Origin of the sequence: Streptomyces sp. NPDC051172 (assembly GCF_040682555.1) — a bacterium.
In the GTDB taxonomy this organism is placed as follows: Bacteria; Actinomycetota; Actinomycetes; order Streptomycetales; family Streptomycetaceae; genus Streptomyces.
In genome coordinates, this window is the sequence record NZ_JBFBBE010000116.1 from 1 (window position 1) to 20,951 (window position 20,951).

The window sequence follows — 20,951 nt, forward strand, 5'->3', positions numbered from 1 at the left end:
CACGCCGCAACCCGCGGCACCGGCGACGGCCACGCCCGGGCCCGTGCCGCGGCGGCCGCCGCCGTCCAGGCCGCCTGGCAGCCGATCCTGGCCACCCGTGACACCCGCACCCGGCGCGCCCTCGAACGCCTCGTCGTCCGCGCCGAGGTCGCCCTCGCCGCCCCCGCCGACACCGACCCCGAGCAGTTGCGCACCTGGGTCCGCGAGCTGACCGGCACCGGACCGGTCCCGGCGGTCCACGACCCGGCGGCCACCGCCGAACTCCTCGGCGTGGACGCCGAACTCGCCGCCCCGCCCCGCCCGTTGCGGCAGCGACTCGGCCCGCTCGCCCCGATCGCCCTACGCACCGCCCTGGGCTGCGCCCTCGCAGGCTACGCCGCCCTCGCCCTGGGGGTCGGCCGCCCCTACTGGGCCTTGGTCACCGCCGCCTCCCTCTACCAGGCCAACCTCGCCCTCACCTGGAGCCGGGGCGTCCAGCGCGTCGTCGGCAACCTCGTCGGCGTGCTGCTCTTCGCCGCCGTCGTCCCGCTCGCCCACCTCGGCCCGGCGGCCCTCGTGCTGTGCTGCCTCGCCTTCAACTTCGGCGCCGAGGCCCTGATGGGCCGCAACTACTGGCTCGGCAGCGTCTGTGTGACCCCGATGGCCCTGCTCATCACCGAGTTCACCCGATTCCAGGAGCCGGGGCAGCTGATCACCGAGCGGGTCGTGGACACCCTCGTGGGCGCCCTGGTCGGCTTCCTCGCCGCCGTCGCCGTCACCAACCGCCGCGCAGGCAGCCGCGTCGAGCAGGCGCTGGCCGCCGCCGAGCGCGCCCGCGAGCACACCGCCCGCCTGCTGGCGGAGCCCGCCCCCGCACCCGCCGCCGTGGCAGCCGCCCGCCGCTCCCTCGCCGCCTCCCTGGCCGATCTGCGCGCCACCGTCGACGCCGCGTCCGGCGAGTGGTGGCAGCGCGCCCTGCCCCAGGAGCGGGTCGTGCACGCCGAGCAGGCCGGACACCGTACGCTCGCGGCGACGGCAAGAGCCCGTGGCTGAAACCCGGCCGGATCGGTGCACGTCGTCCGGTGCGTGCGGTCGCAAGGCGCCGGAAGGTCCTGGTAGCGGAGCTGGCAGGACCTTCCGGCAACGCGGCTGGAGATCCCCCACGCCTTCAAGGCAGTGGGGGAGTGCGTGCCGGACGGCGGGCGCCGGCCGGGGGTCAGCCACAGGTTCTGAGACACCAGGGACTGCACCGGAGCGCGAGAGCGGAGGGCGTACGGCCATGACGGCAGCGAACGGACGGCAGGCGGGAGCGACCAGGGGCGAGGACACCGTCTCCGCGGTCGTCCGGCAGTGGCAGGCCGTCCACCCCGGCCTCGACACCGGGCCCATGGAGATCATCGGGCGTATCAACCGCTGCGCCGCCCTCCTCCAGCAGGCCGAGGACGCCCCGCTGCGCCGGGCCGGCCTCAGCCGCCCCGAGTTCGACCTGCTCGGCGCGCTCCGGCGCACCGGGCACGAGCTGACCCCCGGCGAGCTCGCCCGCGAGACCTTCTCCTCCGGTGCCGCCGTCACCAAGCGCCTCAAGCAGCTCACCGAGCGCGGTCTGGTCGAGCGCCGCGGCGACACCCGCGACCGGCGCGTCGCCCACCTCCGCCTCACGGACGCCGGCCGCGATCTCGTCGACGGCATCCTTCCCGAGCAGCTGGCCTACGAGACCTCGGTACTGGCCGTCCTGGATCTGCCAGGGCAGGGCGAACTGGCCGGACTGCTGGGCGAGTTGCTCGGCCGGCTCGAAGGCCGCCTCGGCACGCTCCGCGCCTGAACGGCCGCCTCCGGAACTTTCGGAGGCCGTGCGCTCGTTGACGTGATCGACACCGACTCCCTACGTTCGACCAGGCCGGTTCGGATCACCGACTGGTGTACGACATGCCGAACGAAAGGGCGATGCCGTGACAGCCGAAACGCTCACTGTCGATCTGGGCACGGAGACCGGCCCCTTCCACGGCGGTGCGAGCGGCACGCTCTACGGCCTGTACGGCGACGGCGTGCCCAGCCGCGCCGTCGTCGAGGGCATGTACGTCCGCACGGTCACCACCAAGGCACAGGACGGCATCCAGCACCCCGGCGCCGACGCCCTGGAGATCCTGCCGTCCTTCGTCGCGGCGGGCGGCAAGGACGTCTACGTCTACCTGACCGACATCCACCGCGGCTTCCCCTACGAATGGCCGGGCGCCACCGGCGAGGAACGCCTCACCGCCTACCTGGCGAACATCCGCCGCCAGGTCGCCCAGGTGCAGACGCTGGGCGCCCTCAAGTCCCATGTCGTGTACGTGCCGTTCAACGAGCCCGAGGGCAACATGTTCGGCACGGGGGAGTGGAGCTACGACCAGGTCTCCTGGCACACCGAGCCGGGACCCTACTTCGCGGCCTGGCAGCAGGCGTACCACCTCATCAAGGGCCTGGACCCGGAGGCGCGCATCGCCGGCCCGAACACCTGCATCCTCTACCCGGAGGTACGCGGCTTCCTGGAGTTCGCGCGCGAGCACGGCGTGCTCCCCGACGTGATCACCTGGCACGAGCTGTCCTCGCCGGACGAGGTCCGCAGCAACGTCACCAAGTACCGGCAGCTGGAACGGGAGTTGGGCATCGGCCCGCTGCCCGTCAACCTCAACGAGTACGCGCACAACTACCATCTCTCCGTCCCCGGGCAGATGATCCAGTGGATCGCCGCGATCGAGGAGTCCAAGGTCGACGCCGACATGGCGTACTGGAACATCGCCGGCAACCTCAACGACTCGGCCGTCGAGGCCAACAAGGGCAACGGCCAGTGGTGGCTGTTCAACGCCTACGGGCAGTTGTCCGGCAACACCGCCCGCGTCACCGCCCCGCACCCGAACGTCCAGTACACGTTGCAGGGGGTCGCCACCCTCGACCGGCTCAAACGCCAGGCCCGCGTGCTGTTCGGCGGCGCGAGCGGCGCCGCGGACTTCGTGCTCCAGGGCGTCGACGCGGACGTGTTCGGTGAGACCGTCCACGTACGCCTCCAGGAGATCTCCTGGAGCGGCCAGGTCGGCGCGAGTGCCCAGCCCTTGCGGCTGCTCGACACAGAACTGCCGGTCGTGGACGGCCGGGTGACGCTGACGCTCACCGACCTCGACGAGATGTCCGCCTACCAGTTGATCGTGGCCCCCGGCGGCCACGGCGCCGCGCTGCTGCCGCCCGCGGCGGGCCGGCGGCTGACCTACGAGGCCGAGGACGCCACGTACACGGGCGGCGGCTACGTCAAGCACGGCCCTGAGGGATCCCCTTCCGACGTCGACAGGTTCGCGACCTCCGGCGGTCACCACATCGGCGGCCTGCGCACCGGCTCCGACGGCGTGCTCGCCTTCGACGTGGAGGTCCCGCAGGACGGGACGTACGACCTGCGGGTCTTCGCCAATTCGCACAACCTGGCCGACCTGGTCCGGGAGACCGGCCCCACCAACGTCTTCCTGCGCGTCGACGGCAAGCAAGCGCGCGAACTGCGGCTGCCGCTCGGCTACAAGTGGGCGGTGTGGGGCCACACGGACACCGAGGTCGAACTGACCGCCGGCCCGCACCGGATCACCCTCGCCGCGCAGGACCCCGACCTCGGGACGACCCAGGGGGACGCGGTCGTCGACAAGCTGGACCTCACCCTGCGCGACGACCAGGAGGCTCTGTACGAGGCCGAGTTCGCCGCCATCGACGCGGGCGCACGGGTGAGCTACGCCAACCTCGGGGCCTCCGGCCCCGGCGCCGCAGTCCTCCCGCGAGGCGGCACCGTCACCTTCTGGGTGCATGCCGCAGACGACGGCGAGGCGACGGTCACCGTCGACCTGCTCGGCCCCGGCGAGGGCCTGCTCACGGTCAACGGCGAGGAGCTCGGACGTGTGCAGCGAGGCGCCGTCCCGCTCTTCCTGGCCGGCGGCATCAACAAGGTCACCGTCACCGGGACTTCGGACCGCCTGGTCGTGGACCGGCTGCGCGTCGTCCCCTCCGGCGGACTGCTGCCCACATACGTGTCAGCCGCCGAGGAAGGCATCCTGACCGGCACCGCAAGGGTGACGGGACACTCGTACGCCACCGGCGGCAAGGCCGTCGACGGCATCGGTGCCGGCCCCGGCAACGCGCTCACCCTGACGGTGACGGCCGCGCGCGCCGGACGCCACGCGCTCACCATCCGCTACTCCAACGGCGAGCAGGCGCCCGCCACCCACTACAACCCCGACCCGGTCTGCCGCCACGCGGACATCTCCGTCAACGGCGCCGCCCCGCAGCGCGTCCTGTTCCCCACCACCTTCCACTTCAACAACTTCTGGAACCTCTCCGTACCCGTGACCCTCGACGAGGGCACCAACACGCTCACCTTCACCGCCGACGAACTCCCCGACTTCGACGGCCGCACCAAGAACGCATACGGCCAGCGCTCGGCGTACGCCCCGGTCATCGACCAGGTGACGGTGACACCGCTGACCCGAGGCGGTCTATCGTGACGGGCACGAGGAAGGGGCCTGATGCTGGAGTTCACGTTCGCCGGCCGGGTGATCGAGTGGCGCGGCCCGGCGCCCTACTACTACCTGCCCGTGCCCGACGAGGAGTCCGCGGACATCCATGAGGTCGCGGCGCCGGCCAGCTACGGCTGGGGCGTGATCCCCGTGGCCGCGCGGATCGGCGAGGTCGACTTCGAGACCTCGCTGTTCCCCAGGGACGGCGGCTATCTGCTGCCGCTGAAGGCCGCCGTCCGCAGGCCCCGGCAGATCACCGTCGGCGACGAGATCACCGTCGAGATGACCGTCCGGCTCCCGCACTGATCAGTGCTCGTCGCCCGCCCGGTACAGGCCGGACACCGCCGCCTGCGGATCCCGCAGCACCGTGATCGGCGGCCCCTTCGGCCACCGCGAAGCAGGGCAGCCAGTGCGGCGGCACCTCGGGCGGGAACCTCTCGTCCATGCGCACCATGCCACCGAAGTCCGCGCCGTCGATGACCCGTTGCGGGTAGTGCTCCGAAGCGCTGACGCTCCAGCCGAACGACGTCGACTCCAAGGAGGGCGAGGAACTCGCCTTGCGGGGCGAGCTGAAGCGGCGGCTGCCCGAGTGCCGAGTGCTGCTGATGATGGCCTCGACCACACCGGCGCGGCTGCGGCGGATGCTCGATCTGCGCGCCGCCGGGGTGATCAGTACGAACGTTCCGGCGGACCGGCTGATCCACGGCATCCGCAAGCTGGTCAGGGGCCGGCGGTTCATCGATCCGGAGTTCGCGCCGGCCGCGCTCGACGCGGGAGCGAACCCGCTGACGCCGCGGGACGTGGAGATCCTGCGGCCGACCGCCGACGGCATCCCCGTCGGAAGCTCGCCGAGCGCCGACCACCTTCGGCGGGGCCGGGACAGGTTTCCACCGCTCCCCGAGGCGCGCAGCGGCACGGGCCAAGGCGCACATTGCGCGTACGGCGTGAAGGTGTCTCCCCGGACCGTGAACCCTTCCCGGCGGACCGGGAGAAACGGCGGTACCGGCAGGCGTTCCGGGCCGTCAGATCCCCGGCCGGTAGCGCATCGGATGGTCCGCCGGCACCTCGACCAGCACGATCGGGATCCCGTCCGGATCCGCGATCCACATCTCGATCAGCCCCCACGGCTCCTTCACCGGCGCCCGCACGATCTCGACGCCCTTCGCCCGCAGCTCCTCGTGCGCCGCAGCCACGTCCTCGACCTGCAGCCACAAGCGGACGGCGGGGGAGGGCGGGGTCTCGGAGCGGCCCGAGACCTCCAGGAAGCCACCGCCGAGGAAGTAGACGGTGCCGCGCTGCGGCCCCGTACCGAACTCGCGGTGGACGGCGAGGCCCAACTGCTCTCCGTAGAACGTGCGGGAGCGCTCGGGATCGCTCGGGTGGAGAAGGGTCCGGCTGCTGAGAACGTGCACCATGCATCCGGAGCCTAGTGGCAGGGTTACCCTCGTCCCTGCCAGCGCAGAGCCAGAAACCGGAGTGACACCCATGGAGACCACCGCCGCCGGACTGACGTTCCGCGACGCCACCGACGCCGACGTCGACGTGCTGGTCGCGCTGATCGAGTCGGCGTACCGCGGGGACTCCAGCCGGGCCGGATGGACCACCGAGGCGGACATCCTGCAAGGGCAGCGCACCGACCCGGAGGGCGTACTCGCCGTCATCAAGTCGCCCCACAGCCGTCTGCTGACGGTCGAGCGGGACGGCGCCGTCGTTGCCTGCTGCCAGCTCGAACACCGCGGGGAACACGCCTACTTCGGGATGTTCGCGGTCAGTCCGCAGCTGCAGGGCGCGGGCCTCGGCAAGGTGATCATCGCGGAGGCGGAGCGCGCGGCACGCGAGAGCTGGGGCGTGCGCGAGATGCACATGACCGTGATCTCCGTGCGAGGCGACCTCATCGCCTGGTACGAGCGCCGCGGCTACCGCCGTACGGGAAGGATGACCCCGTTCCCGTACGGCGACGAGCGCTTCGGCATTCCGCAGCGCGACGACCTGCAGTTCGAGCTGCTGGTCAAGGAGCTGGTGTGAGGCTCAGGCCGTGAAGCGGCCGGTGCGCTTGATCTCCGGGTAGTCGGTGGTGGCGCCGTCCAGCTGCAGCGCCCGGACGAGCCGCAGATGGTCCTGCGTGTTCACCACCCAGCCGATGATCCTCAGGTCCGCCTTGCGGGCCTGCTCCACGACCTCGAGGGTGAGGCGGCGGATGTTGAGGCAGACGGTCGCGGCACCGGCCTCCACGGCGCGCTCCACGATGTCGGTGCCGTAGCGGCTGCCGATCAGCGCGGTCCGTACGCCTGGCACCAGGCGGGTGATCTCGGCGATCGCCTCGTCGTGGAACGAGGACACCTCGACCCGGGAGACCAGGTCCCTCTTGAGCATGACCTCGGCCAGTACCCGTGCCGCAGCGATGTCCTTGATCTCGGCCTGCAGCGGTACCCGCACGGCTTCGAGGACCTCCTCGAAGACCGGGACGCGCTCGCCGCGGCCCGCGTCCAGGGCGCGCAGCTCGGAGAGGGTCTTCTCGGCGATCGGGCCGCTGCCGTCGGTCGTGCGGTCCACCTCGGTGTCGTGCATGACGACGAGGGCGCCGTCCTTGCTCAGATGCAGATCGAGTTCGATCACGTCGAGCCCGGCGTGCTGGGCGGCGACGAAGGAACGGAGGGTGTTCTCGGGCTCGGTACCCATGACTCCGCGATGACCGATGGTAAGGAAGTTCAAGGTTCAACTCGCTTCCGTCGACGGCGGCTCGGCTCCGCGCGCGGACCGGAGCGGACGGCCGCGCGGGCAGAGCCGCAGCCTAATGGCCCCGCCCGGCGATGAACCCGCGCGTACACGGGGGATCGGCGTGCCGCCGGGCGCGTGCCTGGCCTGTACCCGTCGGGGATCACCCTGGCGTGGGCGAGTCCTCCCGGCATTGACCGGTGGCCGGTTTCGACGCCCCGCCGCCGGGTAGCCGCGCGATACTCAAATGTCTGCCGGATGGGTTTCCGGCAGGAAAAAGTTCGGCGACCAAGGAGAAGCGCAGGATAATCTCCCGAGGCTCCTCTTGCTGAGAGGAAGTCCGTATGTATACGGTCTCCATACGCGAGCTTCTCCCGTGGAGGATGGGACATGACGGAAATTCTTGTGCAGGCGGCTTCGGAGGAGCAGGTTCCTCCGGTGACCAGGGTGGTTGAGCACCCGGCCTGGGCCGTGCTCAAGAATGCCGTGGAGCAGATCCGGCCATGGCAGTCCAAGGACGGGTCGATCGACCTGGAGGCCGAGGGTGCACCCGAGCGCGCGGACGCCGAGGCGGCCGTACGGCGTGTCGTGGCGGCCGTCGAGGAGCTCTCCCCGCTGCTCCCGCACGACATCGACTACCACGAGGCGCTGGCCAAGGACCTGCTCCGGTGGGCCGAGGGCGGCTTCGAGGTGCCCGACTTCCTCGACTCGCTGCTGGCCTTCCAGCCCGCCGCGAACCGCGCGGACGGCCTGCAGCACCTGGTCGTCTTCCCCATGTACACGCAGAACGGCAACCCGGACCGCAACCTCGAAGCGGTCGTGCTGTGCATGGTCTGGCCCGACTGGCTGGCCGAGCTGGAGCGCGCCCGCTACGACAACCCGCTGTTCTGCGGCATCAAGTTCGAGGACTTCACGGCCGGCTACGACACCAACTCCGCCGTCCTCTTCCCGGAGACCATCGCAGTGCGCGAGGCGCCGGAACGTTTCTCCTGGGGTGGCATCTTCTGCGACCGGGAGGCCGCACGCTTCCGTCGCGTGACCGACGCCGCCGTCGACATCCTGGGCCTGGAGCTGCCCGAGGACATCGCCGCGATGGTCCACGACCAGAAGCGCTGCGAGGAGGCCTTCGTGCTGTGGGACATGGTCCACGACCGCACCCACAGCCACGGCGACCTGCCCTTCGACCCGTTCATGATCAAGCAGCGCCAGCCCTTCTGGATGTACGGCCTCGAAGAGCTGCGCTGCGACCTCACCGCCTTCAAGGAGGCAGTGAAGCTGCAGGAGGACGGCGTCCCGCAGGCCCGTGACGTGCAGTACGCGGTGCTGTTCGACCGCATGTTCCGCTTCCCGGTCACCGGCGAGCGCGTGCGCAACTACGACGGGCTCGGCGGCCAGCTCCTCTTCGCCTATCTGCACAAGCACGACGTGATCCGCTGGACCGACAACAAGCTGCTCATCGACTGGCAGCGCGCCCCGCAGGTCACCAACCAGCTGTGCGCCGAGATCGAGGACCTCTACCGGGCCGGCATCGACCGCCCGAAGCTCGTCCACTGGTTCGCCGCGTACGACCTGGTGTCGCAGTACCTCGCCCCGCACCCCGGATCCCGCTGGGCCAAGGGCCCCGACGCCCTCGACCTGAGCCGCCCGCCGCGAAAGCTCGTCGATGACGTGCTTCCCGACGAGTTTCCCCTGAGCATGTTCTATGAGGCCCTCTCCAAGAAGCTGAAGAATGTGATCGCCTCCACCAAGGGCATCACGGCAGAGAGCGCCGAGCGGGTCGCCGCGTGAGCGACCGCAACACCAACACCACTGCTCAGGAGGCGAAGACCATGGCGGGGAACGGAGCTCTCAGCGGTGCGGTGATCGCGGTGGCCGGCGCGGGCGGACCCGCCGGGCGCGCGGCACTGATCCGGCTCGCGGAGGCGGGCGCGACCGTCGTCGCCGCGGACAACGATCCCGAGCGGCTTGCGGAGGCCGTGGACGCGGCCCGTTACGCGTCCGGCGGCGCCACCGTGACCGGCGAGCCCGTCGACCTGCTGGACCTGGAGTCCACCCGCGACTGGGCCATGCACATCGACAAGGAGTTCGGTCGCGTCGACGGCCTGGTCCACCTCGTCGGCGGCTGGCGCGGCAGCGAGACCTTCATCAAGACCAGCCTCGACGACTGGGACTTCCTGGAGCTGCTGCTCATCCGCACCGTGCAGCACACCTCCCTCGCCTTCTCCGAGGCGCTGCAGCGCAGCGAGCGCGGCCGCTACGTCCTGATCAGCGCGGCCGGCGCGACCAGGCCCACCGCGGGCAACGCCGCGTACGCCGCCGCCAAGGCCGCCGCCGAGGCGTGGACCCTCGCCATGGCTGACTTCTTCCGCAAGGCGGGAGGCGCCGAGGGGCCGACGTCGGCGGCTGCGATCCTGGTGGTGAAGGCGTTGGTGCACGACGCGATGCGCGCCGAGCGACCCAATGCGAAGTTCGCGGGCTTCACGGACGTCGAGGAGCTGGCCGAGGCCATCGTCGACGTCTGGAGCAAGCCCGCCGCCGAAGTGAACGGAAAGCGTCTGTGGCTGACCGAGAAGCCGTGAACCCCCCGAGGACCGACGCGCGTCGCCATCACGACCCGCAGGTCCGCGGCTTCGCCAGCGACAACTACGCCGGGGCCCACCCGGAGGTGCTCGCCGCCCTGGCCCTGGCCAACGGCGGGCACCAGGTCGCGTACGGCGAGGACGACTACACCGACAACCTCCAGAGCATCATCCGCAGCCACTTCGGGGCCACGGCAGAGGCCTTCCCGGTCTTCAACGGCACCGGGGCGAACGTCGTCGCGCTCCAGGCGGTCACCGACCGCTGGGGCGCGGTTATCTGTGCCGAGAGCGCGCACATCAACGTCGACGAGGGCGGCGCACCGGAGCGCATGGGCGGACTGAAGCTGCTCACCGTGCCGACACCGGACGGCAAGCTCACTCCCGAGCTGATCGACCGGCAGGCGTACGGCTGGGACGACGAGCACCGCGCGATGCCGCAGGTCGTCTCGATCACCCAGAGCACGGAGCTCGGCACGCTCTACACGCCTGACGAGATCCGCGCGATCTGCGAGCACGCCCACGCGCGTGGCATGAAGGTGCACCTGGACGGCTCCCGGATAGCCAACGCGGCCGCGTCGCTGGACGTCCCGATGCGGACGTTCACCAACGCGGTGGGCGTCGACATCCTCTCGCTCGGCGGGACGAAGAACGGCGCGCTGTTCGGCGAGGCGGTCGTCGTCATCAACCCGGCCGCCGTCAGCCACATGAAGCACCTGCGCAAGCTGTCCATGCAGCTCGCCTCCAAGATGCGCTTCGTCTCGGTGCAGTTGGAGGCCCTGCTCGCCAAGGACCTGTGGCTGCGCAACGCCCGCCACTCCAACGAGATGGCCCAGCGCCTGGCCGACGGCGTGCGCGCCGTGCACGGTGTGGAGATTCTCTACCCGGTCCAGGCCAACGGGGTGTTCGCCAAGCTCCCGCACGACGTGAGCGAGCGGCTGCAGAAGCGGTTCCGCTTCTACTTCTGGGACGAGGCCGCGGGTGTGGTGCGCTGGATGTGCGCCTTCGACACCACCGAGGAGGACGTGGACACGTTCCTGGCGGCGCTCAAGGAGGAGATGGCGCGCTGACTCAGCTCTCCTTTCGCATAGGTATGCGGTCATCTGAAAAGTCATTGACTCTTGGGTGATCGTATTCCTATGCTCTGCGGACATGGAGCTGATCCAGAACACCCCCGACCTTTCCGCCTATTTGAGCGCAGACGAGGTCGTCGACCACGACCATCCGTTGGTACGGGAGACGGCTGCCCGCCTCGTGCGGGACGTACCGGACTCGTATGCCTATGCACGGGCGGCTTTCGAGTTCGTGCGCGACACCATCCCGCACTCCCAGGACTCCGGCGACCCCCGCGTCACCTGGCGGGCCTCCGACGTACTGCAACAGGGCACCGGCATCTGCTACGCGAAGGCCCACGCCCTCGCCGCCCTGCTGCGGGCCGAGGACATCCCCACGGCACTCTGCTACAAGAGGCTTGCCCACGACGGCGGCGACGGCCATGCCGTGCACGGCCTGATCGCCGTCCGCTTCAACGGCGCCTGGCACCGGCAGGACCCCCGCGGCAACAAACCCGGCGTCGATGCCCGGTTCTCCCTCGAAGGTGAGCGGCTGGCCTGGACCCCCTACCCGGAGTCCGATGAGGTGGACTATCCGGGCCTCTACGCCGAACCGCATCCGGTGGTCATCGAAGCCCTCAAGGCCGCCGCCGACCGGCCCCATCTCTGGAAGATGCTCCCCACGGCACTCTGACCCCGCGTTCACCCATGTCGCCATTGAGGCGCACGGACTGGTCAACGGGCCCAGTACCGAGGAGAGTTCGGCCCTCCTGGACGAGGTGGCCGCACGGCTCGCGGCCCCTGCACGCCGTTCGGCTCCAAGCCCTCACGCACCCGCAACTCGGCCGAGGCGCCGGTGAAACGGGCCTCACGGCCGCCGGACCGCATGCGACTCGTACGGGCCGTCGGCGACGAGGACTTCGCGACCGTGGCCGGCGGTGGGTCGTCGAACACCCCGATACGGTGCGAGGTCGTCTGACGTGACGACGCCGGCCCCCGGGGCACGGATCACCGTCCACGCCCCGGCGTGACGATTCAGCGGGCCTCGGCCGCCTTCACCTCTTCGGGGGTCGGTGCCGTGCCCCCGAGATGGGCGGGCATCCACCAGGTGTCGTCCGGACCCTTGGGTCGTACGGGATAGGCGCGCTGCGCCGCCTCCAGCAGCTCCTGGACGCGCTCGCGCAGCCGCCGGGTGATGGCGCCCGCGTACTGGTCCTGGGGGGCCTCCACCGGCTCGCCCACCCGGATGGTGATCGGCGTGTGGCTGCGCTTGAAGTTGCGCGGGTGGCCCTTGGTCCACAGCCGCTGGGTGCCCCACAGCGCCATCGGGATGAGCGGCACGCCGGCCTCCTGGGCCATGCGTGCGGCACCCGACTTGAAGCTCTTCAGGGTGAAGGACTGCGAGATGGTCGCCTCCGGGAAGACGCCGACGATCTCGCCGGACCGCAGCGACTGCAGCGCATGCTGGTACGCCGTCTCGCCCTGCTTGCGGTCCACCGGGATGTGCTTCATGCCGCGCATCAGCGGGCCGGAGATCCGGTGCCGGAACACCGACTCCTTCGCCATGAAGCGCACCAGACGCTTCTGCGGCAGGGCGGCCAGACCGTCGAAGATGAAGTCCAGATAGCTGATGTGATTGCTCACCAGCACGGCGCCGCCCGAGCGCGGAATGTTCTCCGATCCCTTCAAGTCGATCTTGAGGTCCCACACCTTGAACAACGTTTGGGCGAGACCGACGACGGGACGGTAGACAAGCTCAGCCATGGACGGAGTGGACCCTTCTCTCTGCCTGGACGGGTTCTCCCGGCGGGAAGTTACGCAGCCGTAGGTTTACGGCATTGCGCAGATCGTGCCCCAAGAACGAACGGGGGGCCAGTCCTGGCGCCGCAGAACGGCGAGATCCTCGTCACGTCCGACAACTGATCCACCTCGGATTTTTAATCCGCCTTTACTCCGTACGGACCGTCACCCGCCGCACGAGCAGGTACAACTCGCAGCCCAGGCAGTACCCGAAAGCGGCATTGAGGAACGCGGCGGCGAGCGCGGCGGCGGTCGCCGCGAGCCCCAGCCAGGTCGGCCCGAGCCCGAAACCGACCAGCCCCACGCCGGCGAAGACCAGCCCCACCGCCTGCGCGAACCGCGGCGGCTCCGGCGACTCGAACTCCGTCGGCGGCCCCAGCCTGGGACGCACCACCTTGCGGAACAGCCAGCCGTACGGCGAACGGCCCACCCCGCCCGCCGCGCCCAGTGCGAACGCCAGCGTCTGCCAGGCCAGCAGCCAGGCGCTCCCGGTGATCAGCACGACCGCCAGGACGACGGTCGTCACGGTCGCCCCGAAGCGGGGCCCCCTCACATCAATGTCCATGAAGCAAGCATTCCGCATGGGAAAAGATCCCGGGAGCCGGGAATCTTTGCAGTCTCGTGAATGCTTGTGCAGGTGATGACCGGACTTGTGGTGTGCGCAGTGGTGCTCGTGGCGGCGAGTGCCTACGGAGTGATTCATCGTCGGCGGAACGGGAGGGTACGCGTGCGTGGGCGCGACGGCGGGAAGCGGCTGGCGGCGGCCGAGTTGGGCGCGGAACTCGGTGAGCGCGCCACGCTCGTGCAGTTCTCCAGCGCCTTCTGCGCGCCCTGCCGGGCCACCCGCCGCGTCCTCGGTGAGGTGGCCGGCATGGTCCCGGGCGTGACCCACGTCGAGATCGACGCCGAGGACCATCTGGACCTGGTGCGCGAACTCGACATCCTCAAGACCCCGACGGTGCTGGTTCTGGACGCCGACGGCCGGATCGTTCGGCGTGCCACCGGCCAGCCGCGCAAGGACGATGTCATCGCCGCGCTGGGGGAGGCGGTTTGACGGCTGTGCTGCGGACGGTGAGGCATCTCCCATATGCCGGAACGTACTTGACTGTGCGCACCACCTATCGTCAGCCTGACCGTATGCCTACGGACCTCCTTCTCTACGGGCGGGTGCACGTCGACCTCGCCCGCACTGCGAGCGCGCGCTGTCCGAGCTGTTGAGCAGCTACGACGCCCGCCCCTCCTCGTAGAAGGACAACTCCATGACGGCCACGCCCGACCTCGGCACCCGTACCCCTCAGCTCGCCTCTCCCGACCTGCTGCGCTCCGTCTTCCGGCGGCACGCGGCAGGAGTCGCCGTGATCACCGCGCGCGGCGACGCCGGCCCGGTCGGCTTCACCGCCACCTCGCTCAGCTCCGTCTCCGCCGAACCCCCGCTGCTGTCCTTCGGTATCAGCACCGGGGCCTCCAGCTGGCCGGCGATATCGGCGACCGACCACATCGGCGTCCACATACTCGGCGAGCATCAGCAGGAGCTGGCGGCCACCTTCGCCAAGAGCGGCGCCGACCGCTTCGGCGCGCCCACTGCCTGGCGTACGGGCCCCGAAGGCGTCCCCGTCCTCGACGACGTCCTCGCCTGGCTGGTGTGCCGGATCGTGGGCCGCGTCCCCGCCGGGGACCACCGCATCGTGCTGGCCGAGGTCGTGCTCGGCGACCCCACGGGCCCCGGCCGCCCGCTCCTCTACCACCAGGGTCATTTCAGCGGCCTGCGCGACTGACCGTCGGCCGGTTCCGCCTGCGAAGCGGTCGAGTTCCGATTACGCTGCGTTGCAAAGGTCACAGTTCAAAGCGCTTGCTTAGCGGGAACGAACTGGGTGTACTGACGAGTAATATTTCGCTCGGAGCGCGGGTCGCCCCGATCGGGATCGGCCGCTTGAGGCGCCTATGCTGCCTGAAAGTAGGCAGCACCGAAATGACGATTGCAGTAGGAGAGCCGGCGTGAGCTTGAGGATCGTTGTCACTGTGAAGTACGTGCCCGACGCCACTGGCGACCGGCACTTCGCCGATGACCTGACCGTCGACCGGGACGACGTGGACGGTCTGCTCTCCGAGCTGGACGAGTACGCGGTCGAGCAGGCGCTGCAGATCTCCGAGAACTCCGACGACGACGTGGAGATCACCGTCCTGACGGTGGGTCCCGAGGACGCCAAGGACGCGCTGCGCAAGGCGCTGTCCATGGGTGCCGACAAGGCCATCCACGTGGAGGACGACGACCTGCACGGCACGGACGCGATCGGCACCTCGCTGGTGCTGGCCAAGGCCATCGAGAAGGCCGGCTACGACCTGGTGGTCTCGGGCATGGCCTCCACCGACGGCACCATGGGCGTCGTGCCGGCAATGCTCGCGGAGCGTCTGGGTGTGCCGCAGGTGACGCTGCTGTCCGAGGTGAGCGTCGAGGGCGGCGTCGTCAAGGGCCGCCGCGACGGTGACGCCGCGTCGGAGCAGCTGGAGGCCTCCCTGCCCGCGGTCGTGTCGGTCACCGACCAGTCGGGTGAGGCGCGCTACCCGTCCTTCAAGGGCATCATGGCGGCGAAGAAGAAGCCGGTCGAGTCGTGGGACCTGTCCGACCTGGAGATCGACGCCGAAGAGGTGGGTCTCGAGGGTGCGTGGACGAAGGTCGAGTCGGCGGCCGAGCGTCCGGCGCGCACCGCGGGCACGATCGTCAAGGACGAGGGCGAGGGCGGCAAGCAGCTCGCCGAGTTCCTCGCGAGCCAGAAGTTCATCTAAGGGACCCGTAGTCCCTACGAGGCTCAACTCCCTTACCGCCCCTCAGACTTCGCAATCCGCAGGAGAGCAATCCCATGGCTGAAGTTCTCGTCTACGTCGACCACGTGGACGGTGCCGTCCGCAAGCCCACCCTGGAGCTGCTGACCCTGGCGCGCCGCATCGGCGAGCCGGTCGCCGTCGCGCTGGGCAACGGCGCCGCAGACACCACCGCCGCGCTGGCCGAGCACGGCGCCGTCAAGGTGCTGACCCACGAGGCGTCCGAGTACGCCGACTACCTGGTCGTCCCCAAGGTGGACGCGCTGCAGGCCGCCGTCGAGGCCGTCTCCCCGGCCGCGGTGCTGGTGCCGTCCTCCGCCGAGGGCAAGGAGATCGCCGCGCGGCTGGCGCTGCGGATCGGCTCGGGCATCATCACCGACGCCGTCGACCTGGAAGCCTCGGACGAGGGCCCGGTGGCCACCCAGTCGGTGTTCGCCGCGTCCTTCACCACCAAGTCCCGTATCAGCAAGGGCACCCCGGTCATCACCGTCAAGCCGAACTCCGCCGCAGTGGAGGCCGCCCCGGCCGCCGGCAGCGTCGAGGCCCTGACGGTGTCGTTCTCGGAGCAGGCGACCGGTACGAAGGTCACCGGCCGTACGGCGCGGGAGTCGACCGGGCGTCCGGAGCTGACCGAGGCCGCGATCGTGGTCTCCGGCGGCCGCGGTGTCAACGGCGCCGAGAACTTCCCGCTCATCGAGGCCCTCGCCGACTCCCTCGGTGCCGCGGTGGGTGCCTCCCGGGCGGCGGTGGACGCGGGCTGGTACCCGCACACCAACCAGGTCGGCCAGACCGGCAAGTCCGTCTCGCCGCAGCTGTACATCGCCAACGGCATCTCCGGCGCCATCCAGCACCGGGCTGGCATGCAGACCTCGAAGACGATCGTGGCGGTCAACAAGGACCCCGAGGCCCCGATCTTCGACCTGGTCGACTACGGCGTGGTCGGCGACCTCTTCGACGTCGTCCCCCAGCTCACCGAGGAGATCAACACCCGCAAGGGCTGATCACCCGAAGGCCGGCCGAGGCCCCCGCGACTGCACGAACAGCCGCGGGGGCCTCGGCTCATTCCAGACTGAGCGAGGCCTGCACGGGCAGATGGTCGCTCGGGAACCGGCCGCCGGCGGAGAAGGTGTCGACCGATGCCCGGTGCGTCGTCACCCATGGCGTGGTGAGGATCCAGTCGATGCGGTCGCCGTTCGGCCTGAGTCCCTTGTAGCCGTGGAAGGTCCCGTAAGCGGCACTGCGGTGCGCCGCCGCGTCCCAGGTGTCGAGGAGGCCCGAGCCCACCAGCGTGTCGTAGACCGGATTCCAGTGCGCGGCGGCGTTGAAGTCGCCGGTCACCACGGCAGGAAGCGAACGGTCGAGCTGGGCGATCCGCTGGGTCAGCAGCGTGGCGCTGCGCTCGCGCGCGTACTGGCTCGCGTGGTCGAAGTGGGTGTTGAGGACATAGAACTGCCGTCCGGCGTCGGCGAGATCGCGGAAGCGGACCCAGGTGACGATGCGCGGGAAGGCGGCGCCCCAGGTGTTCGAGCGGATGGTCTCCGGGGTGTCGGAGAGCCAGAAGGTGTAGTGCTCGACGGGGTCCAGGCGCCGGTTGTCGTAGAAGATCGCCGTGGACTCGTCGCGGCTGCCGCCCTCGCGGCCGGTGCCGATCCAGTCGTAGGACGGCCCGAGGTCGGAGTCGATGTCGCGCAGTTGCTGGTAGAGGCCCTCCTGTGTGCCGATGGCGTGGGGGTGCGCGCGCCGCAGCAGTTCGTGCATCACCGGTCTGCGGTCGCTCCAGCTGTTGGGTTCCTTCGTGCTCGCGAAACGCAGGTTGAAGGTCATGACCTCGAGACGGGGCGCCCGGTGCGTCTGCGTGGAGGGGGACGGCGCGGGTGAGGCGGACGAGGCGGAGATCGCGGCGCTGGACAGCGGCACGGTGACCGCCGCGGCCAGAGCGGCCTTCAGGCCCAGACGGCGGGTGACTCGGCGGTGGTTCGGCACGGAGGCTCCTTCGGTGGCGGCAGCCGGACGAGTCGTGCGAGGGCGAGTCGTGCGTAGGGAAGTGTCATACCCGGGTGTGAGATGAGCGTGAACATGCCGAGATCGCGGGGTTGCTCCCCGTGGGCATGGTGTTGACCATCGGAAGGTGCCCGGATAACTTCATTCTACGGATTGTTGATTCCGTACAGTGGAAAACAGGAGGGTATGGGATGGGTCAGGGCCAGCAGGAGAAGGTGGCGACGAGCCTCGCGGGCGCGATCAGCGAGGAGATCAGCGCCTCCCTCGCCCCGGTCGACGCCGAACTGGAGCGTCGCTACCCGGGGGACCCCGGCACCCGCCAGCCCGTCCACACCGTCTACGTCCCCGGTGACGTCTTCGCCGCCGACACCATCCGCTCCTGGGGCGGCCAGGCCCTTGCGGCCCTCGACGAACACGCCCCGGACGCCGCCTCCTTCGCGGCCGTCCTCGGCCTGTCCGACGAACTCGCCGAGCCCGTCCACGCGCGTGTGCGCGCCAAGCTGGAGCGTGAGCCCATCGAGGACCTGCGCGTCGACTTCGAGGACGGCTACGGCCCCCGCCCGGACGACGAGGAGGACGAGGCGGCGGCCCGCGCGGCGCGGCTGATCGCCCAGGCGTATGCGGAGGGGACGGCGGCCCCGTACATGGGCATCCGCATGAAGTGCATGGAGGCGCCCGTACGCGACCGGGGCATCCGCACCCTCGACATCTTCCTCAGCGGCCTGATGGAGGCCGGTGGGCTGCCCGACGGGCTGGTGCTGACGCTGCCCAAGGTGACGTACGCCGAGCAGGTCACCGCCATGGTGCGGCTCCTGGAGGCCTTCGAGAAGGCGCGCGGGCTCGAGCCCGGCCGGATCGGCTTCGAGATCCAGATCGAGACCAGCCAGTCCATCCTCGCCACCGACGGCACCGCCACGGTCGCCCGCATGATCCAGGCCGCCGAGGGCCGCGCCACCGGACTGCACTACGGCACCTTCGACTACAGCGCCTGCCTCGGCGTCTCCGCCGCCCACCAGGCCAGCGACCACCCGGCCGCCGACCACGCCAAGGCGATCATGCAGGTCGCGGCGGCCGGAACGGGTGTCCGGGTCTCGGACGGCTCGACCAACGTGCTGCCCGTGGGCCCGACCGAGAAGGTCCACGACGCCTGGCGCCTGCACTACGGCCTCACCCGCCGCGCGCTAGCCCGCGCCTACTACCAGGGCTGGGACATGCATCCCGGCCACATCCCCACCCGGTACGCGGCCGTCTTCGCCTTCTACCGCGAGGGCTTCGAGCAGGCCGCCGCCCGCCTCGCGCGGTACGCCAACCGGGCCGGCGGTGACGTCATGGACGAGCCCGCCACCGCCAAGGCCCTCAGCGGCTATCTGCTGCGCGGACTGGACTGCGGCGCGCTGGACATCGCCGAGGTCGCCCGGGTGACCGGTCTGACTCGTGCCGATCTGGAGGGCTTCGCGGCACCCCGGCGCGGCGACCTGACCGCGTCCGCCAAGTAGCGGACCCGTCACAGCAGTCACCACCGGCTGGCGTTGTCACCCCCGCCCCGTAGTCTGTACGGCACGCATTGACGTGTCACAGGAACGGGGCGTGCGGTGTCTTCGGGGGAGACCTCAGGCGGGAACAACCAGGGCGACGGGACCGGTCGGCTGCTGGCGGGGCGCTATCGCGTGGTGGCCCAACTCGGGCGCGGCGGCATGGGAGTGGTCTGGAGAGCCGTCGACGAGGTGCTGGGCCGTGAGGTCGCCGTCAAGGAACTGCGCACCTACTCCGACGCCGACGGGCCCGAACTCGCCGACCTCCGGCTGCGGATGCAGCGCGAGGCCCGGGCGGCGGCCCGGGTGCGTCACCCCGGAGTCGTCGCCGTGCACGACGTGACCGAGGTCGACGGCCGTCCGCTCATCGTCATGGAACTGGTCGACGGGCCGTCCCTGGAGCAGGTGTTGCGCGAGCGCGGCTCCCTCGACCCGGTCGAGGCCGCCGGCATCGGCGCCAAGGTGATGGACGCGCTGGCGGCCGCCCACCGGGCCGGCGTCCTGCACCGTGACGTGAAGCCCGGGAACATCCTGCTCGAGGGGTCCGGCCGGGTCGTCCTGACCGACTTCGGCATCGCGGCCATGGACGACCCGGGCGACGGCGCGACCGCCCACCTTACCCGCAGTGGTGCGCTCGTCGGCTCCCTGGACTACCTGGCGCCCGAGCGGGCCCAGGGCGCCGAGGCGAGCCCGGCCTCCGACGTCTGGGCCCTGGGAGCCACGTTGTACGCGGCCGTCGAGGGCTCCTCGCCCTTCCGCCGCACGTCGACGTACTCCACGCTCACCGCGATCGTCACCGAGCCCCTCCGGGAGCCGGAGCGTGCCGGCCCGCTCACCCCCGTACTCCAGCAACTGCTGGACAAGCGGCCCGAGACCCGCCCGGAGGCCGAGCGGGGACGCGCTCTGCTGCAGGCGGTGGCGGACGCGGGCGGTACGGACACGCCCACGACGACCCTGCGCGATCGCACGGCGCCGAGGGCGCAGACGGAACCCGACGTCCCGTCGCTGCCTCCCGGGTTCCTCATGGGAGGAGCGGCGCAGGGTTCCGCTCCCACCGAGCGGCGCGGGCCGGTGCCGCCCGGCTCCGACCCGACCGCACGGCACGACCAGGCGGCGCCCGGCTCCAACCCCGCGCCGTTTGCCGCACACGCGACGCCGGGCTTCGGCCCGCCCGCACCGCAGAACCCGGCACCGGACCTGGCGACGGCCCCCACCGGGCCCATATCCCCGTCGACCTCCCCGCGCCGCAAGGGCCGCGCCCTGCTCGCCGCCGCGGCCGTCACCGTCGTCCTCGCGGCGGCCGGCGGCACCGTCGCCCTGCTGAACACCCGGAACACGGAAGCGCACACGCGCACCTCCGCGTCCCGTTCGGATGCCCAGGCGTCCGCGTCCGTCACCGACCGCACCGACGCCGACCACTCGGACGGCCCCAAGCCGACGGAACAGGGCGACAAGAAGACCCCGTCGCCGGCGAAGACCGCCGGTCGGAAGGGCGGGGTCACGCCGACGAGCCGGGCCTCGTCCTCGTCCACGGCGAAGTCCCCGGGCGGTGGCACCACCGGCGGCGGTACCACGGGCGGCACTACCTCAGGCGGCACCACCGGCAGCGGCGGTACGACGGTCGGAGGGGGCGCGACCACCCCGGCACCGGCCTGCACCTCCATAGGCGGCGGCAAGTACAACTGCACGGTGTGGCACACCGCCAAGTCCTACACCGCCTCCGGCACCGAGGTCGGCGTCCTGGGTGCCGGCACCAACTACTTCTACTGCCAGCAGAACCTGGGCCGGCGCGAGACATACGGGCAGTGGACCAACGTCTGGTGGGCGAAGACGGACGACGACAGCGGCAACACGAACGTCTACATCAGCGACGTCTACGTCAAGGGCGGCGACAACGACCAGCCGATCCCCGGACTCCCGGTCTGCTGACGCCCGTCACGCTCATTCGTC

General features: G+C 70.6%; 20 protein-coding genes and 2 pseudogenes. 16 read left to right on the forward strand and 6 right to left on the reverse strand.

The window, feature by feature from the left end; all coding sequences use genetic code 11:
• The 4 genes from AB0N07_RS41040 to AB0N07_RS41055 form a co-directional block, all read left to right on the forward strand.
• Positions 1 to 1,032: FUSC family protein (locus AB0N07_RS41040; RefSeq protein WP_365844296.1), on the forward strand; the 1,032-nt coding region annotated here is incomplete at its 5' end.
• Between the two features lie 226 nt (positions 1,033 to 1,258).
• Positions 1,259 to 1,801: a MarR family transcriptional regulator gene (locus tag AB0N07_RS41045; protein ID WP_365844298.1), complete on the forward strand. Its 543-nt coding sequence runs from the start codon at positions 1,259 to 1,261 to the stop codon at positions 1,799 to 1,801.
• 127 nt (positions 1,802 to 1,928) lie between these two features.
• Complete coding sequence (locus AB0N07_RS41050; RefSeq protein WP_365844300.1) at positions 1,929 to 4,493, forward strand: cellulosome protein; 2,565 nt, start codon at positions 1,929 to 1,931, stop codon at positions 4,491 to 4,493.
• A gap of 24 nt (positions 4,494 to 4,517) precedes the next feature.
• Positions 4,518 to 4,811 (forward strand): DUF1905 domain-containing protein, encoded by a 294-nt coding sequence (locus AB0N07_RS41055; protein WP_365844338.1) that lies wholly within the window; start codon positions 4,518 to 4,520, stop codon positions 4,809 to 4,811.
• Here the strand turns inward: AB0N07_RS41055 and AB0N07_RS41060 are convergent.
• Positions 4,812 to 5,034: pseudogene (locus AB0N07_RS41060) on the reverse strand (VOC family protein); the annotation flags it as partial.
• Between the two features lie 493 nt (positions 5,035 to 5,527).
• A complete protein-coding gene (locus tag AB0N07_RS41065) occupies positions 5,528 to 5,920 on the reverse strand; it encodes a VOC family protein (RefSeq protein ID WP_365844302.1) in 393 nt (130 codons plus the stop codon).
• A 70-nt stretch (positions 5,921 to 5,990) separates the two neighbouring features.
• Here AB0N07_RS41065 and AB0N07_RS41070 point away from each other — a divergent pair, with 70 nt between their 5' ends.
• A complete protein-coding gene (locus tag AB0N07_RS41070; RefSeq protein WP_365844304.1) occupies positions 5,991 to 6,530 on the forward strand; it encodes an N-acetyltransferase in 540 nt (179 codons plus the stop codon).
• A gap of 3 nt (positions 6,531 to 6,533) precedes the next feature.
• On the opposite strand, the gene AB0N07_RS41075 is transcribed toward AB0N07_RS41070, so the two are convergent.
• Positions 6,534 to 7,217, reverse strand: a complete 684-nt coding sequence (locus tag AB0N07_RS41075; RefSeq protein WP_365844306.1) for a glycerophosphodiester phosphodiesterase family protein — start codon at positions 7,215 to 7,217, stop codon at positions 6,534 to 6,536.
• Positions 7,218 to 7,610: 393 nt separating this feature from the next.
• Between AB0N07_RS41075 and AB0N07_RS41080 the strand changes: the two genes are divergently transcribed.
• The 5 genes and pseudogenes from AB0N07_RS41080 to AB0N07_RS41100 form a co-directional block, all read left to right on the forward strand.
• Positions 7,611 to 9,008 (forward strand): DUF6421 family protein, encoded by a 1,398-nt coding sequence (locus tag AB0N07_RS41080; RefSeq protein ID WP_365844308.1) that lies wholly within the window; start codon positions 7,611 to 7,613, stop codon positions 9,006 to 9,008.
• Positions 9,009 to 9,049: 41 nt separating this feature from the next.
• Positions 9,050 to 9,799 (forward strand): SDR family oxidoreductase, encoded by a 750-nt coding sequence (locus tag AB0N07_RS41085; RefSeq protein ID WP_365844340.1) that lies wholly within the window; start codon positions 9,050 to 9,052, stop codon positions 9,797 to 9,799.
• The gene (locus AB0N07_RS41090) at positions 9,796 to 10,866 is read left to right on the forward strand and encodes a low specificity L-threonine aldolase (RefSeq protein WP_365844310.1); all 1,071 of its coding nucleotides are present in this window, start codon (positions 9,796 to 9,798) and stop codon (positions 10,864 to 10,866) included. The genes AB0N07_RS41085 and AB0N07_RS41090 overlap by 4 nt, the downstream gene beginning before the upstream one ends.
• A gap of 82 nt (positions 10,867 to 10,948) precedes the next feature.
• Positions 10,949 to 11,542 (forward strand): transglutaminase domain-containing protein, encoded by a 594-nt coding sequence (locus AB0N07_RS41095; protein WP_365844312.1) that lies wholly within the window; start codon positions 10,949 to 10,951, stop codon positions 11,540 to 11,542.
• Positions 11,511 to 11,788: pseudogene (locus AB0N07_RS41100) on the forward strand (hypothetical protein); the annotation flags it as partial. The gene AB0N07_RS41095 and the pseudogene AB0N07_RS41100, both read left to right, overlap by 32 nt.
• 95 nt (positions 11,789 to 11,883) lie before the next feature.
• Here the strand turns inward: AB0N07_RS41100 and AB0N07_RS41105 are convergent.
• The gene (locus tag AB0N07_RS41105; protein WP_351463103.1) at positions 11,884 to 12,612 is read right to left on the reverse strand and encodes a lysophospholipid acyltransferase family protein; all 729 of its coding nucleotides are present in this window, start codon (positions 12,610 to 12,612) and stop codon (positions 11,884 to 11,886) included.
• A gap of 184 nt (positions 12,613 to 12,796) precedes the next feature.
• Positions 12,797 to 13,213, reverse strand: coding sequence for a DUF4395 domain-containing protein (locus AB0N07_RS41110; protein ID WP_365844314.1), 417 nt, complete (start codon positions 13,211 to 13,213; stop codon positions 12,797 to 12,799).
• A 75-nt stretch (positions 13,214 to 13,288) separates the two neighbouring features.
• On the opposite strand from AB0N07_RS41110, the gene AB0N07_RS41115 reads away from it, so the two are divergent.
• The 4 genes from AB0N07_RS41115 (at position 13,289) to AB0N07_RS41130 (ending at position 16,469) form a co-directional block, all read left to right on the forward strand.
• On the forward strand, positions 13,289 to 13,702 hold the full coding sequence (locus AB0N07_RS41115) for a thioredoxin family protein (RefSeq protein ID WP_365844342.1): 414 nt from the start codon (positions 13,289 to 13,291) through the stop codon (positions 13,700 to 13,702).
• A gap of 205 nt (positions 13,703 to 13,907) precedes the next feature.
• The gene (locus tag AB0N07_RS41120) at positions 13,908 to 14,423 is read left to right on the forward strand and encodes a flavin reductase family protein (RefSeq protein ID WP_365844316.1); all 516 of its coding nucleotides are present in this window, start codon (positions 13,908 to 13,910) and stop codon (positions 14,421 to 14,423) included.
• Positions 14,424 to 14,643: 220 nt separating this feature from the next.
• Positions 14,644 to 15,432 carry an electron transfer flavoprotein subunit beta/FixA family protein gene (locus AB0N07_RS41125; RefSeq protein WP_365844318.1) on the forward strand — a complete coding sequence of 263 codons (789 nt, stop codon included), beginning with the start codon at positions 14,644 to 14,646 and terminating at the stop codon, positions 15,430 to 15,432.
• A 74-nt stretch (positions 15,433 to 15,506) separates the two neighbouring features.
• Positions 15,507 to 16,469: an electron transfer flavoprotein subunit alpha/FixB family protein gene (locus AB0N07_RS41130; protein ID WP_365844321.1), complete on the forward strand. Its 963-nt coding sequence runs from the start codon at positions 15,507 to 15,509 to the stop codon at positions 16,467 to 16,469.
• 58 nt (positions 16,470 to 16,527) lie between these two features.
• On the opposite strand, the gene AB0N07_RS41135 is transcribed toward AB0N07_RS41130, so the two are convergent.
• Positions 16,528 to 17,451, reverse strand: a complete 924-nt coding sequence (locus AB0N07_RS41135) for an endonuclease/exonuclease/phosphatase family protein (RefSeq protein WP_365844323.1) — start codon at positions 17,449 to 17,451, stop codon at positions 16,528 to 16,530.
• Between the two features lie 209 nt (positions 17,452 to 17,660).
• Here AB0N07_RS41135 and AB0N07_RS41140 point away from each other — a divergent pair, with 209 nt between their 5' ends.
• On the forward strand, positions 17,661 to 18,965 hold the full coding sequence (locus AB0N07_RS41140) for an aldolase/citrate lyase family protein (RefSeq protein ID WP_365844325.1): 1,305 nt from the start codon (positions 17,661 to 17,663) through the stop codon (positions 18,963 to 18,965).
• A 96-nt stretch (positions 18,966 to 19,061) separates the two neighbouring features.
• Complete coding sequence (locus AB0N07_RS41145) at positions 19,062 to 20,930, forward strand: protein kinase (protein ID WP_365844327.1); 1,869 nt, start codon at positions 19,062 to 19,064, stop codon at positions 20,928 to 20,930.
• Positions 20,931 to 20,951 lie beyond the last annotated feature (21 nt).